11 protein-coding genes and 1 pseudogene are annotated in these 15,542 nt (G+C 69.0%); 7 read left to right on the plus strand and 5 right to left on the minus strand.

Going from position 1 to position 15,542, the window contains the following annotated elements; all coding sequences use genetic code 11:
• A complete protein-coding gene (locus ACZ6MZ_RS14895) occupies positions 1 to 666 on the plus strand; it encodes a YveK family protein (RefSeq protein WP_469352099.1) in 666 nt (221 codons plus the stop codon).
• A gap of 95 nt (positions 667 to 761) precedes the next feature.
• Entirely contained in the window at positions 762 to 1,865 is a 1,104-nt protein-coding gene (locus tag ACZ6MZ_RS14900) for a GNAT family N-acetyltransferase (protein WP_389787683.1), read from the plus strand.
• A gap of 53 nt (positions 1,866 to 1,918) precedes the next feature.
• On the opposite strand, the pseudogene ACZ6MZ_RS14905 reads toward ACZ6MZ_RS14900, so the two are convergent.
• Positions 1,919 to 2,989: pseudogene (locus ACZ6MZ_RS14905) on the minus strand (glycoside hydrolase family 26 protein); the annotation flags it as partial.
• A gap of 171 nt (positions 2,990 to 3,160) precedes the next feature.
• Between ACZ6MZ_RS14905 and ACZ6MZ_RS14910 the strand changes: the two are divergent.
• Together ACZ6MZ_RS14910 and ACZ6MZ_RS14915 are read left to right on the plus strand one after the other, a co-directional pair.
• Positions 3,161 to 4,546, plus strand: a complete 1,386-nt coding sequence (locus ACZ6MZ_RS14910) for a carboxylate--amine ligase (RefSeq protein WP_469352101.1) — start codon at positions 3,161 to 3,163, stop codon at positions 4,544 to 4,546.
• Between the two features lie 31 nt (positions 4,547 to 4,577).
• The gene (locus tag ACZ6MZ_RS14915) at positions 4,578 to 5,882 is read left to right on the plus strand and encodes an NAD(P)-binding domain-containing protein (protein WP_469352103.1); all 1,305 of its coding nucleotides are present in this window, start codon (positions 4,578 to 4,580) and stop codon (positions 5,880 to 5,882) included.
• A 101-nt stretch (positions 5,883 to 5,983) separates the two neighbouring features.
• Here ACZ6MZ_RS14915 and ACZ6MZ_RS14920 read toward each other — a convergent pair whose 3' ends face one another.
• Together ACZ6MZ_RS14920 and ACZ6MZ_RS14925 are read right to left on the minus strand one after the other, a co-directional pair.
• Entirely contained in the window at positions 5,984 to 6,802 is an 819-nt protein-coding gene (locus tag ACZ6MZ_RS14920; RefSeq protein ID WP_469352105.1) for a chaplin, read from the minus strand.
• 139 nt (positions 6,803 to 6,941) lie between these two features.
• A complete protein-coding gene (locus tag ACZ6MZ_RS14925; protein ID WP_389787677.1) occupies positions 6,942 to 7,178 on the minus strand; it encodes a chaplin in 237 nt (78 codons plus the stop codon).
• Between the two features lie 429 nt (positions 7,179 to 7,607).
• Between ACZ6MZ_RS14925 and ACZ6MZ_RS14930 the strand changes: the two genes are divergently transcribed.
• The 3 genes from ACZ6MZ_RS14930 (at position 7,608) to ACZ6MZ_RS14940 (ending at position 10,407) form a co-directional block, all read left to right on the plus strand.
• On the plus strand, positions 7,608 to 8,018 hold the full coding sequence (locus ACZ6MZ_RS14930; RefSeq protein ID WP_389787675.1) for a rodlin: 411 nt from the start codon (positions 7,608 to 7,610) through the stop codon (positions 8,016 to 8,018).
• Between the two features lie 181 nt (positions 8,019 to 8,199).
• On the plus strand, positions 8,200 to 8,607 hold the full coding sequence (locus tag ACZ6MZ_RS14935) for a rodlin (protein ID WP_389787673.1): 408 nt from the start codon (positions 8,200 to 8,202) through the stop codon (positions 8,605 to 8,607).
• 219 nt (positions 8,608 to 8,826) lie between these two features.
• Positions 8,827 to 10,407, plus strand: coding sequence for a substrate-binding domain-containing protein (locus ACZ6MZ_RS14940; protein ID WP_469352107.1), 1,581 nt, complete (start codon positions 8,827 to 8,829; stop codon positions 10,405 to 10,407).
• Positions 10,408 to 10,433: 26 nt separating this feature from the next.
• Here ACZ6MZ_RS14940 and dnaE read toward each other — a convergent pair whose 3' ends face one another.
• Together dnaE and ACZ6MZ_RS14950 are read right to left on the minus strand one after the other, a co-directional pair.
• The gene (gene dnaE / locus ACZ6MZ_RS14945) at positions 10,434 to 14,021 is read right to left on the minus strand and encodes a DNA polymerase III subunit alpha (RefSeq protein WP_384187897.1); all 3,588 of its coding nucleotides are present in this window, start codon (positions 14,019 to 14,021) and stop codon (positions 10,434 to 10,436) included.
• 184 nt (positions 14,022 to 14,205) lie between these two features.
• On the minus strand, positions 14,206 to 15,519 hold the full coding sequence (locus tag ACZ6MZ_RS14950; RefSeq protein WP_469352109.1) for a 2-oxo acid dehydrogenase subunit E2: 1,314 nt from the start codon (positions 15,517 to 15,519) through the stop codon (positions 14,206 to 14,208).
• Positions 15,520 to 15,542 lie beyond the last annotated feature (23 nt).

Raw genomic sequence — 15,542 nt, forward strand, 5'->3', positions numbered from 1 at the left:
ATGAGCCAGCATGCGAATCCTTCGTGGCGTCAGGCCGCGCCGGTCACACCGCCGCCGTCCCGGCTGAGGAAGGTGGCCTTCGGGTCGATCCTTCCGGTGGCCGTCCTGTTCGGTGCGCTGGCCGGCGGTGCGTACGGGACGGTCCGCGTCCCCCAGTACACAGCCACCAGCTATGTCGTCGTCGTACCGGCGGAGGGGGCCGACCCGGCCGCCGCGCTGGGATTCGCGACGGCGTACGGCCGGGTCGCCTCCCAGGTCGCGCTGGTCGCCGACGCGCAGGTCCAGGCCGGGGTCTCGGCGAGGATCCTGAAGAAGAACGTGCAGACGGCCACCTCGCCGGACGCCCCGATGATCTCCGTGAAGGCGACCGCCTCGCGCGCGTCGACCGCGGCGAACATGGCGGACGCCGTCGCCGAGGCGTTGGTCGCCAATGGCACGAACATGCAGAGCACGACGAACGTACGCGTGCTCCAGTTCTCGCGGGCGGTCAGGCCGACCAGCCCGTCCTCGCCCTCGATGCCGCTCGCGGCCCTCGTCGGCGGCTGCGCGGGCGGGCTGCTCGGCGGGCTCGGCATGCTGGTCCGTCCGAGGCGGCGGCCCCAGCAGGTTCACGTATCCGTGCCCGGCCCGGCGACGGCCTCCCAACCACACTCGGAAACGGTGTGAGGGCCGCCGGATCGGGACCACGGAGATCCGCGGTCCCCTTCGCTCCCCTCTCGACCTCCCCCGCCGCCCCCCTCGCCGCGTCGGTGTCCGGCTCCGTGTTCACCACGGAGCTGTGCCGGGACGCCGGCCGCTTCGGTGAACTCGCCCCCGCGTGGGACGCGCTGTACCGCCGCTCCCGTACGGCCACGCCCTTCCAGAGCCACAGCTGGCTGCACTCCTGGTGGCTTTCGTACGGCAGGCCAGGCAGGCTGCGGGTCGTGCTCGTACGCCGGGGCGAGGACCTGGTCGCGGCGGCCGCGCTGATGCTGGTGCACCGCCCCTTCCCCGTCTTCGTGCAGCTCGGCGGCAGCATCTCCGACTTCTCCGACGTCCTGCTCGACGACGGCTGCGCCGAGGCCGCGGCCGCCGCGCTGGCGAAGGCCCTCGCGCGAGCGGCCCGTACCGCCGTGATCGACCTGCGGGAAGTACGGCCCGGAGCCGCGGCGGAACGCGTCCACGCCTGCTGGGCCGGGCCGCGCCGGCGGCTGGCGGACTCGCCCTGCCTCGAACTGCCCGCCGTTCCCATGAACGAACTGCTGGGGCGGCTCCCCTCCGCGCGCGCCCAGCGCGCCCGCGCGAAGCTGCGCAAGCTGGACTCGATCGGCATCGACGAGCGGGTGGTGCCGGAGGACGAGATCCCGGCCGCGGTCGAACGGCTGCTGGAGTTGCACCGGCTCCAGTGGCAGGGCCGTGGGGTCACCCCCGAGCATCTCAGCGCGCGTTTCTCGGAGCATCTGACCCGGTCGGTGCGGTCCATGGTCGTGTGCGGCGACGCGATGGTGACCGAATTCCGGCTGGCCGGGAAGGTGGTGGCCGCGGATCTCACGCTGATGTCCAGCCAGCTGGCGGGCGGTTATCTGTACGGCGCCGACCCGATGCTGCGCGCCAGGAAGGTGGATGTGGCCACGATGCTGCTGCGGAGCGGTGCGCAGCAGATCAGCACGAGCGGCCGCGCCACGCTGAGCATGCTGCGCGGCAATGAGCCGTACAAGCACCACTGGCGCCCGGAGACCGTCTGCAATCAGCGGTTTCTGCTGGCCAGGCCCTATCTGGCGCCGTCGTTGCAGCTGCTCGTCGCGCGCGCGGCGGGCCGCGGCCGGGCGGCGGCGCTCGTCAAGCGGCTCCGGCGCAAGGCAGACGGGGGCGGCGACAAGGGCTGACCTTGCCGCCGCCCCCGCGCGGGGTCTGAGGCGTCGGCGTTCCCGTCAGTTCACGGGGACGCGGAGGGCGTGGGGGCCGCGGGCGCCGTCGACGCGGACCCCGGGAGCCGTCCGTACAGCGTGGAGTGGAACACCTTCGACGACTCCGGATTATCGGTGCACTGCCATACGCCGTGCGGACAGTAATCGCTGATGGTGTTGTAGAGCGGTTTGTGCGTGTCGATCCATTGCAGCATCCGGCGCATATATTCGGCATTATCGCCGTTGCGGAAGAGGCCCCACTCGGGATAAGAGATAGCCTTTCCGTGTGCGGCTGCGAAGTCCACGTGTTCTTGGAGCCCGTAGGGCTGATTCACCTGTTCGTCAAAATTCTCTCCCGGCGGCTGGTCATAGGAATCCATGCCGATGATGTCCACGACGTCGTCGCCGGGATAGCACTCGGTCCAGGGGATGGCGTCCCTTCCGCGGCTCGGAGCGAAGTCGAAACGGAACTTCTGCCCGGGCACGGCACGCATGGTGGTGACAATGCGGTTCCAGTACTGCTTCCACGCCGTGGGGTCGGGCCCGCAGCGATGCGTGTACGTGGTTCCGTTCATCTCCCAGCCGAGCACGACCACCGTGTCGGGCACACCGAGGCGTACGAGCCGTTCCGCCAGGGTCTTGAAGTGGCTGTCGTATTCCCCTCGCGCGCCCTCGCGCAGTTCCCAGCGTACGAGAAAGTCCGGGAGGTGCGCCTCATTGTCTTCGAGCATGGGGACGTTGAGGACGAACATCCGGTCGTCCCGCGCCTTTCGCCACTCGGCCCAGTCCTTCAGGAAGTCCGGGGTGCCCTCGATGTTGGGCCAGATATCCCCGGGGAGATAGGTGTGCCCCACCCGCAACTCCGTACCGCCGAGCCATTTCTCCATTTCGGCGATGCGCCGCACGCCGTCCGGGCCATAACCGAGATAGGCGCCCATCGCGGGTTCCGGCGCCTGCGGGGTTTTGGCCGTGCGGTTCGGGTCTGAGGTGTGTTGTGGATCTGGCGCGTGATTCGGATCGGACAGCGCCGCACCTGAAGCAAGGAGGCCGGCCGCGACCACGCTCAGGCAGGTGGTCGTCAGCCGTCGACGTCGATGAGACATGTCCGCTCCTCATGAGTTGGACCCTTTTCCGTGGCCGCGATCAATGATCGTCGTGATCACGCTGATCCAAAAGTATTTCTAATACGCCGACCGGGAGCCCGGCCTGACGTCCCAGTAGTCCGTCCGTGCATTTCATCCCCCGCATGGGTTACCGAAAGGAAGGGCACCCTCGTGCCGAGCTTCGACACCCGCGTTCCCGCCGTACTCGTGCGGCTCGACCGGAACCCGTTCCACCACGGCACGCTGGGCGCCGTCAGATCCCTCGGCCGGGCGGGGATCGAGGTGCACGCGGTGATCGAGGCCACGCGCAGCCCCGTCGGGCGCTCCCGCTATCTGCGCGGGGCGCATCTACGGCCGGGCCCGGGCACGGATCTGTCGGATGTTCAGCGGCTGCTGCTCGGTATCTCGGACCGGCTCGCCACCCCGGCCGTGCTCATCGCCATGGACGATCTGAGCGCGATCACCGTGGGGCGGCTCCAGCAGCGGCTGGCCGGCCGCTATCTGCTGCCTGAACAGCCGTCAGGGCTGCCGGAGCGGGTCGCGGACAAGGCCGAACTGGTCGCGATCTGCGGGGCGCTCGGCATCCCCCATCCGAGGACGGTGATCCCCGGCGGCGCGGCGGAGGCCGCGGCGGCCGCCCGGTCGCTCGGGCTGCCCGTGGTGGCGAAGTGGAGCCGGCCGTGGCTCCTGCCCGAGGGGGCCGGGCTGCGCAGCACCCTCGTCGTCCGCTCCCCGCAGGAGGCCCGTGAGCTGTACGGGCGCAGCGCGGAGGCGGGCAGCCGGCTGCTGCTCCAGGAGTTCCTGCCGCCAGGCCGTGACCTCGACTGGTTCTTCCACGGCTACAGCGGCAGCGGCGGTGAGTGCCTGGTCGGGGCGGCCGGGCGCAAGGAGCGGTCCTGGCCGGTGGGGGCCGGGCTGACCGCGGTGGGAAGATGGCTGCCGAACCCGGCCGTCGAGCGGACGGCGCGTCAGCTGGTCTCGGCGCTCGGCTACCGCGGCATCCTCGATCTGGACTTCCGGCTGGACAGCGCCACCGGCGCCTACCATCTGCTCGACTTCAACCCCCGGCCCGGCGCGCAGTTCCGGCTCTTCACCGACCGGTCGGGCACCGATGTCGTCCGCGCGCTGCATCTGGATCTCACCGGGCGTACCGTCCCCGCGCCGGACGCCGCGCACGGCCGGACCTTCGTGGTCGAGAACTACGCGCTGCTGTCCTTCCTGTCCACGCTGTCGTCCTCCCGGTGCCGGGGCGGCGGGGCGGGCCTGGGCATCGGGGCGGTCCGGGCCGACGGGGTGCGGGCCCGGTCCGGGGAGGCCGCGTGGTTCGCCCTGGACGATCCGCTGCCCGCGTACGCCATGGCCGTCGCCTGGATCCCACATGCGGCACACCGGGGGTGGCGCCGGCTCAGACACGCGCTGCCCGCGCCGCGTACGAGCGAGCCCGGACGGTCGCGCGCCTCTCCGGTACGGCGACGGTGGGGCGGCCTGGACCGCGCCGCCATGGTGCCCCCGTATCGAGCCGATTCCGTCGACCCGTCGATTCCGTCGACCCCGTAGATCCCGACACAGAGAGCGGACAGGACACACGATGTACGACCTGGTAGTGGTGGGCGCCGGCCCCTATGGACTCTCCATCGCCGCGCACGCCGCCGCGGCCGGCCTCGATCTGCGGGTGTTCGGCAGACCGATGGCCGCGTGGCGGGACAACATGCCGTCCGGGATGTATCTGAAGTCGGAACCCTGGGCGTCGAATCTCTCCGATCCGCAGGGCGCCTACGGCCTGGCCGCTTACGCCGCCACCCAGGGGGTGGAGGCCCGGCACGGCGTCCCGCTGCCGGTCCGCTTCTTCGCCTCGTACGGACTGTGGTTCGCGGGCCGGGCGGCCCCGCCCGTCGACGAACGTACGATCACGGCGGTACGGCCCTGCCCCGGCGGGTTCCGGCTCTCCACCGACGACGGCGAGAGCGTCCTCGCCCGTACGGTGGCGCTCGCGGTCGGGGTGATGCCCTTCACCGACATCCCCGCGCCCCTGCGCGCACTGCCTCCCGAGCACGTGTCGCACAGCAGCCACCACGGCGATCTGGCCCGCTTCGAGGGCCGGGACGTGACCGTCGTCGGGGCGGGTCAGGCGGCTCTGGAGACGGCGGCGCTGCTCGCTGAACAGGGCACCGCCGTGCGGGTGGTGGCCCGGTCGGGCCTGCTCAACTGGAACACTGTTCCGCCGCCCAGGGAACGTTCCGTCGCGCGGGCGGCGCGCGCCCCGCACACCGGTCTGGGCTGCGGGTGGCGGAACTGGGTCTACGCGGAGGCGCCGGGCCTCTTCCGCCGGCTGCCCGCACCGACCAGGACCCGTGTCTTCACCTCGGCGCTGGGTCCGGCGGGCGCGTGGTGGCTGCGGGACCGCGTCGAGTCGGTGGTGGACATCAGGCTGGGGGCGCGCGTGGCGAGGGCGGCCACGGCGGGCGGGCGCGTACGGCTGGAGCTGGCCACGAGCTCGGGCCGGGCGGCGACCGTGGAGACGGACCATGTCATCGCCGCCACCGGATTCACCCCGGGTATCGAGCGGCTCGGCCTGCTCGACGGCGAGTTGCGCGGCGGCCTGCGGACGCTGGGCCCCGGCAGCGCACCCGAGGCGAACGCGGAGTTCGAGTCCTCGCACCCGGGGCTGTTTCTCGCCGGGCTGCTGAGTGCTCCGTCGTTCGGCCCGTCGATGCGGTTCGTGTACGGGGCGTCCTTCACGGCCGAGCGGCTCGTACGGGGCGTACGGCGACGGCTCGGGGCGCGCGACGGGGCGCGCGGCATGGTGCGGCAGCGGGAGGCGGCGCCGGGGTGGATGCCGGAGCGGACACCGGCGGGCCGCGGCGCGGAAGAACTGACGGCGCGCCGGTCGTGATGGCAGATCAGTCCTGACGAGTGCGTCGTCCTCCGCCGGTCGGGAGAAGCCACGGTGATTCTCCCGACCGGCGGACGGCGCTACGTGTCCTCGGAAAAAGCCTAGGCGCGCGCGCCCGCGCTGTTGCGCCGGTACAGGATTCCGCCGCCGATCAGCAGTCCGAGGCTCATCGCGCCCGCGGCGAGGAGGTGGGAGTCGCTGCCGGTGTGCGCCAGCTCGGGACCTTCGAAGTGGGGCTCCTCTTCGGGCGTCGAGATGGGAGCCTCCGGCCGCTGGTGGGTCGGGGGTGCCTCGTGGTGGTGCCGCTCGGGCGGCGCGGCCTGGGGCGGCTCGGGGGCCTCCGGCGCACCGTTGACGCAGGTGTTGCCGAAGGTCGGGTTGAGGAGACCGACCAGATCCACGGAGTTGCCGCAGGCGTTCACCGGCGCGTGCACGGGCGCCTGGAGGAGGTTGCCCGACAGCACGCCCGGCGACCCCTTCGCGATCCCACTGGCCTGGGCGCCGTCGCCGCTCGTGCCGCCCGGTGACGACAGGTGGGACGCGTGCGCCTGGTGGCTCCCGTACTGCCCCTGGGACTGCGCGTGCGAGGAGGGGCCCGACTGCGAGGAGGGGCGGCCGGAGTGCGACGAGGACTCTCCGTACCCCGAAGACGCCTGGGAAGACGACTGCGCCGGCGTGCTCGACGTGTTCACGCAGGTGTTGCCGAAGGAGGGGTTGAGCAGCCCGATGGGGTTCACGGTGTTCCCGCAGACGTTCACCGGGATGTCCACCGGCGCCTGGACGCTGTTGCCCGACAGCACCCCCGGTGACTCGGCGGCGACTCCGTCCGCTTCCGCCGCGAGGGCGTAACCGCCGCTCAGGGACAGCACACTGGTCGCCGCGGCGGCCGTGAGCAGTCCTTTACTGATGAGGTCTCGCATCTGGTTTCTCCTCCTGCTGCCTTGTGCGGCGAGCAGTTGTCGCTAGGTGATATCGGTGCCGACTGACGCCGGTCCCGAAGCGCAGGTCGCACGCACTCCGGGACCGGCCGAGAACACCCCGCGGGGTGTCCGTACAACGTCAGTCGTTGGAGCAGACGTGGCCGAAGGCGGGGTTCAGCAGCGAGGGGGTGGCGTTGGTGCTGGTACCGCACAGGTTGTGCTGGTGGTGCAGGGGGGTCTGGTAGACATTGCCCGACAGGAACCCGGGGGATCCGATGGCGACGCCCTTGGCCTCGGCGTCAGCGACAGCCGGGGCTGCGGCGCCCACGGCGATCATCAGCCCTGCGACGATCGTTGCGGCTTTCTTGCACTTCATCTTGAGCCCTTTCCGCAGCGGCAATTACGTCCGCACGACTGTCGTGGTACGCGAGCGTCAATTTCTCAGCTCTCACGGCCGCTGCTGGATCTCCAACGAGTAGTCGGTAACAAGGAAACTGCCGCGTTTATGCGACTCCCGTTTCTTCACTCGACTGCCGCGTCGGAAATTTCTACCGACAGGGACGGCGCCATTGCCCCTGTCGGTCTCAGAAAATGCGTGTGTAGCGACCTGGACAACCGGCTGCCGACGGTTTGGTTCCGCTACTTCACCCGTTCGGCCGCGTGTGGGGACCGCCGTTGCCGGGGCGGCTGCTCCGCTGATCTCCGGTAATAGGCCGTTGGGGTGAAGGGAAAGAACCAAACCCCCGATGTGAAGTTGCTCAGGGCGCCCCGGGGACTTGGGGCATCCTTCAGAAGGGGACTTACCGTGATCAAGAAGCTCATGGCCGGCGCCGCTGTCGCCGCCTCCGTCGTCGGCATGTCCGCCGCGGCCGCTCCGCAGGCCCTGGCCATCGGCAACGACGGCGGCACCACGTCGGCGAGCGGCAACTTCGCCAGCCAGGCGTACGGCAACTCGGCGACGTACGGCAACATGAGCCCGCAGATGGCGCTCATCCAGGGGTCGCTGAACAAGCCCTGTATCGCCATGCCGTCCAAGGCGAACACCGCCGCCCTCACCGGCCTCACGCCGATCGCCGTTCAGGACCTCAATGTCCTGTCCTCCCCGCAGAACCAGCAGTGCACGGAGAATTCCACCCAGGCGAAGGGCGACGAGCCGCTGTCGCACATCCTGGACACTGCCCCGGTGCTCTCGGGCAACGGCACCGGAAACAACTGAGAAATCGACTGACCGGCCGGACCGCCGCTGAATCCCGTGGCGGTCCGGAATTTTTCTATGTATTTCTGCGAGCGATCGGTAATAGGCCGTTCGGGGGAATCACCGCAACCATGCCAACCGTATTCAAGTTGAACAGGATGAACTCCACCGGTGGAGTTCGCTTTTCCGGAAGGGTATTTACATGAAGAAGCTGTGGGCTACCGCTGCTGTCGCGGTATCGATCATCGGAGCCACGGCCGCGGCCGCGTCGCCGGCGCTGGCGATCGGTGACGACCAGGGCACGACGTCTTTCAGTGGCAACGGTGCCAAGCAGGCCTTCGGCAACTCGTCGACCCACGGGGACCTGAGCCCGCAGCTGGGCCTGGTCCAGGGCTCGCTGAACAAGCCCTGCATCGGCATGCCGACCAAGACGAGCACCGCCTCCCTCGTCGGTGCCACGCCGATCGCCCTGCAGGACGTCAACGTCCTGGCTTCCCCGCAGAACCAGCAGTGCACGGAGAACTCCACCCAGGCGAAGGGCGACGAGGCCCTGTCGCACATCCTGGACGACATCCCGGTCCTGTCGGGGAACGGTGTCGGCAACCGCTGATGCCCCCAGAGGCCCGGTCCGGCGTCCTGCGCCCGGCCGGGCCTCTGCCATGTCCGGGGTCGCGATGTCCGGACTCGCCATGTCCGGGGTCGGTGAACCGGCGCGGGGCTGAACGTATGACGAACAGTCAGTGAGCTCTCGGCCAGCCGGGCCCCGGGCCCCTCCACGGCTCGTACATTGACTCCCCCTAAAGGTCGTGACGTGGGCGGGGGGAAGACCGTGGGGTGGTTGAAAGAGCTGCTGACTCCGGAGAATTTGCTGGCGCTTCTCGGAGTCGTGGTCACGATCGGCGGGCTCTCGTACGAGCGGTTCATGCCGGGCCGCAAACGCATCGGATACCGCGTGCAGATGGACACGCTCATCGACGACAGCACGCAGGACGAACGAATACACCAGCGGCTGAGCATGCTGGAGAACACCCCGGACCTGGCCGGTGCCTCACTCGTCCTGCTCCGGATCGAGAACGACGGCTTCCGCGGCATCGACGCCGAGGACTACATCACCGCGCCCACCACCGAACACCGTGGTCTCACGGCCACCTTCCCCAACCGCACGGTCAGAGATGTGGCGGTCACCGAACCCAGCCATCCCGACCTGCTCAGGCACCTGCCCCAGCACGGAACCGAGACAAGTCCCGGACTGGTCGCCCACGGCAGCGAGATCTCCTTGCCGAGAGTCCCGCTCAACCGGGGCGATCACTTCAAGCTGCTCGTACTGCTGACGGGCGCCGGCACCGACAAGGAACCGCGCGTCGGCGGCCGTATCAGGGAAGGCCGGATCCGGAACAACGAGAAATTCCGCCGCCCCAGCAACCGCATGCTCGGGCTCATCGGCGGCCTGCTCCTCCTCCTGGTTCTCCAGTCCACCGGCTTGCAGCTGCTGCGGGAAGACCCGCTCCCGCAGGGGTGCGGCAAGGGCGCTCTCACCGTCGTCGGCTCCACCGCCTTCGCGCCGGTGATGAAGGATCTGGACGGGGCGTACGAAAGTGACTGCCCAGGAGCGCGGATCAAGGTCCAGGCCCAGGGCAGCGGCCGTGGCACGAGCACGCTCAGGGATGAAGGCGACGCGGCGAAGGGCACCTTCCCCCCGTACCTCGCCCTCTCCGACGGCCGGGACGGCAGTGGCGGACCGGAGCTCAAGGAGCACCTGGTCGCGCTGTCCGTCTTCACCATGGTGGTGAACGAGGACGTCCGGCTGCCGAGCATCTCCCGCGCGGATCTGAAGAAGCTGTACGCGGGCGGCATCAGCAACTGGAATCAGATCGACGGCGGACCCGACCTGGCCGTCAGACTCGTGAGCCGCGAGGGGAAATCAGGGACACGCGGCGTGTTCGAGGCCCGTGTGCTGGGCGGCACCCCCGAATTCGGCCGCACCTCGGCCAACTGCCGGACCCTGAAGTACGGAAACCAGGACGTCGTCCGCTGCGAGCTGGACAGCACCGAGGACGTCCTGAAGACGGTGGCCGCGACACCGGGAGCGATCGGCTACGTCGAACTGCGCGCCGCCGAACTGCGCAGCGAGCGGGGCGAGGTTCACCTGTTGTCCCTGGACGGCCGGAAGCCCTCCGTCGACGCGGTCAGAGCAGGGACGTACGCCTTCTGGGAGCCCGAGTACGCGTACACCTACGGCACACCGCCTGCGAACTCCCTCACCTCCAAGTTCCTCGACTACCTGGCCGCGGACACCGGCCGGAACCTCGTCGAGAAGCACGGCCATCTGCCCTGCTCCGTCCCGGAGAACCAACAGGCCTGCCAACGCGCCCACGCCGACACCGACCCCGGCGACCACGCCAACGGCTGACGCCGGGGAAGGAGCATGTGGACCGTTTATGCCACGCCGATCCAAACGTCCGCGCCCAGCGTGCCCTTGATGTCGGAGGCCACCGAGGTTGAGTCGACCTCAAATCCCAGCGCGTACACCACGGTCTTGTCCGGGGCGCGAACCTGGAGCCGTACGGGGCTGTCGCCCTTGTGCGCACTCAGAATGCGCTTGAGTTCCTGCACGGTGGGTTCGTTGACGCGGTGTGAGCGCAGTTCGAGGCGTACGGGCGGCTTCCCGCCGCTCTCCGCGGAGGAGACGTCCAGGACCTCGATCTCCTGGCCGAAGATACTCACCGCGCCGTCACGGTCGTTGAGGCGGCCGGCCACGGAGACGACGCTGTCGGGGATCAGTGCGTGCTGGACCAGGGTGTAGGAGGCCGGGAAGAAGAGAACTTCCATCTCGCCGTCACGGTCGGCGAGGTTGACGATCGCCCACGGGTTGCCCTGTTTGGTCATGCGGCGGTCGACGTTGGTAATGAGGCCCGCGAGCTTCGCCACGCCTTCGGTCCTGCCCGAGCCGAGAAGTTCGCTGATGGTGGTGTCGCGGTTGCGGGACAGGATGTGTTCGGTGCCGTCCAGGGGGTGGGCCGAGACGTACATGCCCAGCATTTCCCGTTCGGTGGCCAACAGCTGCTTACGGGGCCACTCGCTCGGGTCGATCTTGAAGTCGAGGCCGAACACCGGTGTGTCGTCTCCGCCGCCCAGGTCGCCGAACAGGTCGTCCTGTCCGATCGCGGCCTGCTTCTTGACCGGGATGACCGAATCAATCGCGTCTTCGTGTACGGCGGACAGCCCCTTGCGGGAATGGTCCAGCGAGTCGAAGGAGCCGGCCTTGATCAGGGATTCCACGGCCCGCTTGTTGAGCGCGCCGATGTCGGCCTTGTCGAGGAAGTCGGGGAAGGAGGAGAACTTGCCCTTGGACTTGCGGGTCTCGACCAGCGACTCGATGACATGGTCGCCGACGTTGCGGACGGAACGCAGGCCGAAGCGGACGCTGTCGCCGACGGCGGTGAAGTTCGCCACGGACTCGTTGATGTCGGGGGGAAGGACCTGGATGCCGAGCTTGCGGGCGTCGGCCAGGTAGATGCCGGCCTTGTCCTTGTCGTCTCCGACGGAGGTGAGGAGGGCGGCCATGTACTCGGCCGGGTAGTTGGCCTTGAGATAGGCGGTCCAGTAGGACACCAGCCCGTAGCCGGCGGTGTGAGACTTGTTGAAGGCGTAGCCCGAGAAGGGGAGCATGACGTCCCACAGCGCCTTGATGGACTCCTCGGAGTACTTGTTCTCCCTCATGCCGCCGTGGAACTTCTCCCACTCCGCGGCCAGCACCTCGGGCTTCTTCTTACCCATGGCGCGGCGCAGCAGGTCGGCCCCGCCGAGGGTGTACCCGGCGAGCTGCCGGGCGATGGCCATGATCTGCTCCTGGTACACGAGCAGATGGAAGGTGTTGCCGAGGATCGGCTCCAGGGCGTCCTTCAGCTCGGGGTGGATCGGCGTGATCTCCTGGCGGCCGGTCTTCCGGTGCGCGTAGTTGGTGTGCGCGTTGGCGGCCATGGGGCCGGGCCGGTACAGGGCGAGAGCCGCCGCGATGTCTTCGAACCGGGTGGGCTCCATCAGCTTCAGCAGGGTGCGCATGCCGCCGCCGTCGAGCTGGAAGACGCCGAAGGTGTCGCCTCTGGCCAGGAGCTGGAAGGTGGTGGCGTCGTCCAGGGGGATCGGCTGGTCGCCGTTCTGCGGGACGGTGTCGGTGGTGATGTTGATGCCGCGGTTCTCGCGGATGTTCTGGATCGCGTGGTCGATGACGCCCAGGTTCCGGAGCCCCAGGAAGTCCATCTTGACCAGCCCCATGTCCTCACAGCTGGGGTAGTCGAAACCAGTGATCTTCACGCCGTCCTTGGCGCGCATGTGCAGCGGGATGCGGTCGGTCAGCCTCGTCTTGGACAGGATGACCGCGGCCGCGTGCACACCGGTATTACGGATCAGGCCCTCGACGCCCTTGGCGCCGTCGACGACCTTCTTGACCTCGGGCTCGTTCTCGTAGAGGGCCCGGATCTCGCCGGCCTCGCCGTAGCGGGGGTGGGCGGAGTCGAAAATACCGCTGATGGGGATGGACTTACCCATCACGTCCGGCGGCAGGGCCTTCGTGATCCGCTCGCCGTGACTGAAGGGGTAGCCCATCAGACGCGACGTGTCCTTGATCGCGTTCTTGGCCTTGAGCTTGCCGAAGGTGTTCACCATGGCGGTGTACTCATCGCCGTACTTTTCCACCACATAGCGCACCATGCGGTCGCGGTGGCGGTCGTCGAAGTCGAGGTCTACATCCGGCGGGTTGATGCGTTCGGGGTTCAGGAACCGCTCGAACAGCAGACCGTGCTCCAGCGGGCACAGCTCGGTGATGCGCGTCGCGTACGCCACGATCGACCCGGTCGCCGAACCACGACCGGGGCCGACGGGGATCTTGTTGTCGCGGGCGTACTGGCAGATGTCGGCGACGACGAGGAAGTACGAGCTGAAGCCCATCGGACCGATGACCTTCATCTCGGTCTCGAACCGCTCCATGACGTGATCGGGGACCGGGGCGCCGTAGCGCATCTCCAGGCCCTTGACGCACTCCCGGCGCAGATACGCCTCCTGGGTCTCCCCTTCCGGGACGCCCGGGTACTGCGGCATCTCGTCCTCGGGTGCGAAGACCTCCTCGTAGGACTCGATGCGCTCGGCGATCAGCAGGGTGTTGTCGCAGGCCTCGGGGATCTCCGAGAACAGCTCCCGCATCTGTGCCGCGGTCTTGAGGTAGTAGCCGGAGCCGTTGAAACGGAAGCGGGCCGGGTCGTCCTTGTTCTTGCCGACACCGATGCACAGCAGGTTGTCGTGCGCGTCCGCGTGCTCTTCCAGGACGTAGTGCGCGTCGTTCGTCGCGAGCAGCGGGATGTTCAGGTCCGCCGCCAGCCGCAGGAGGTCCGCCCGGACGTTGCGCTCCAGGTCCAGGCCGTGGTCCATCAGTTCGAGGAAGTAGTTCTCCTTGCCCAGGATGTCCTGGTAGGAGGCGGCGACCTCGCGTGCCTCGTCGTACTGGTTCAGCCGCAGCCGGGTCTGGATCGCGCCGGAGGGGCAGCCGGTCGTCCCGATGATGCCCTCGGCGTGCTCGGAGATCAGCTCCATGTCCATACGGGGCTTGCCCGCCGGGAACTGGCCCGTGTAGCTGGCCTCCGTCGACAGGAAGAACAGGTTGCGCAGCCCCTGGACGTTCCGGGCCCACATCGTCATGTGGGTGAAGCGGCCGCCGCCGGAGACGTCCTTCGATCCCTCGCCGTCGTCCGACATGGCCTTCACGCCACCGGGGCCCCAGAACTCCTGCCGACGGTTCCGGCGCCCGGAAGGGGCGACATACGCCTCGATGCCGATGATGGGCTTCACGCCCTGGAAGCCCTTGGCCACCTGCTGGAACTCGTAGGCACCGAACATATTGCCGTGATCGCTCATGGCGATGGCGGGCATGCCCTGACGCTCCACTTCGGCGAACATCGGCTTGAGCCGCTGCGCTCCGTCGAGCATCGAGTATTCGGTGTGATTGTGCAGGTGAACAAAGCTGTCAGCCACCGGGCAGGCACCTCCGAGGCAGGTCTGGGAAAGCTCCACCCTATCCCTCGGCGCCGCCCGGCCCAGCGCCTACCCGAGGGCCTCACAGCAGGTCTTCCGGAAGATCGAAAGGCGCCAAAACGCTGACCTCGGGGTATCGCGGTATGTCGCCGTGCGCTCTCTCCCGGTGTCGGTCGCGTGTTCGTCAGACCAGCAGCCGGACCGGCTTCTCGATGGTCTCCCGCAGTGCGGCGAACCAGCGTGCGGCCAGGGCGCCGTCCACGGGCCGGTGGTCGGCGGAGAGGGTCAGCGTCATCATGTCCGCCGCCTCCAGACCGCCGTCCTCGGCGACGACCGGCGTCCGGGTCGTCGTACCGACCGCCAGGATGGCGGCCTGCGGCGGATTGATGATCGCGCTGAACTCCTCGACCCCGTACATACCGAGGTTGCTGATGGTGATCGAACCTCCCTCCAGGTCGCTCTGGCGCAACGTGCCGCCGCGGGCCCGCTCGCTGAAAGCGCGTACCTGGGCGGAGATGGCTGACAGGGAGAGCGACTCGACCCCCCGCAGCACCGGGGTGACCAGCCCGCTCTCGGTGGCGATGGCGACCGAGACGTCGACGGTGTGGAAACGGCGCACGGCGTCGGCCGTCCAGATGACGTTCATCTCGGGTACCTGGACGTGGGCCTTGGCGATGGCCTTGATGAGCAGGTCGTTGACCGAGATCCTCACCTCGCCGTCCGCGTTGATCCGCTGCCGCAGGGCGAGAAGTTCGCCGGCGCGGATCTGTCCCTTGACGTAGAAGTGCGGAGCGTTCCGCTTGCTCTCCGCCAGTCTGGCGGCGATGGCCCGCCGGATCCGCGCGTGCGGAATCTCGTCGTACGCCGCGCCGACGAGGACGGGGGCCGCGGAACGGGGCGCGGCAGGAGACGGAGAAGCCGGGGCCGGGGCCGGAACCGGATCGGCAGCGGCAGCGGTGACGGCGGGTGGCGGTGTCCGGGCGGCGATGGCGGCGTTGACGTCGTCCCGGACGACTCGGCCCCCCGGCCCTGTTCCGGTGAGGGTGTCGAGAGCGATTCCCGCTTCGCGGGCCAGCCGCCGCGCCAACGGACTGGAGAAGATCCGCCCGCCGGCCGACGGGCGGGCGGTCTCCGGTGAGGTGGCGGCTTCGGAAGACGGTTCGGCGTCGGGAACCTCCCGCCGGACGGCCGGCCTGGCCGCCGCCGGTTCCCCGACGCCCAGTTCCGCGAGAAGCCTGTCGAGGTCGACCACGTCCTCGCCCGGCGCGGCGATGACCGCGATCGGGCTGCCCACCTCGACCTCGGTGCCGGTGGGTACGAGCGCCTTGAGCAGCGTTCCGTCCGCGTCGGCGGGCACGTCCACCTCGGCCTTGTCGGTCTCGACGGTCATGAGTGCGTCACCCTCGCGGAACGACGCCCCCTCGGGCACGGGCCAGCCGGACAGGACCGCTGCCGTCGAACCGGCCGCGACCTCCGGCATGCGGAGCAGCTCAGCCATGGTTTCCTCCGTGGTGCGTAGAT

The sequence above is a fragment of the Streptomyces sp. NPDC042201 genome, from assembly GCF_055582185.1.

What these genes read in the sequence shown, in the direction of transcription:
- ACZ6MZ_RS14895 (WP_469352099.1), top strand. Translation starts at nt 1, where the DNA reads ATGAGCCAGCATGCGAATCCTTCGTGGCGTCAGGCCGCGCCGGTCACA.
- ACZ6MZ_RS14915 (WP_469352103.1), top strand. Translation starts at nt 4,578, where the DNA reads ATGTACGACCTGGTAGTGGTGGGCGCCGGCCCCTATGGACTCTCCATC.
- ACZ6MZ_RS14920 (WP_469352105.1), bottom strand. Translation starts at nt 6,802, where the DNA reads ATGCGAGACCTCATCAGTAAAGGACTGCTCACGGCCGCCGCGGCGACC.
- ACZ6MZ_RS14925 (WP_389787677.1), bottom strand. Translation starts at nt 7,178, where the DNA reads ATGAAGTGCAAGAAAGCCGCAACGATCGTCGCAGGGCTGATGATCGCC.
- ACZ6MZ_RS14935 (WP_389787673.1), top strand. Translation starts at nt 8,200, where the DNA reads ATGAAGAAGCTGTGGGCTACCGCTGCTGTCGCGGTATCGATCATCGGA.
- ACZ6MZ_RS14950 (WP_469352109.1), bottom strand. Translation starts at nt 15,519, where the DNA reads ATGGCTGAGCTGCTCCGCATGCCGGAGGTCGCGGCCGGTTCGACGGCA.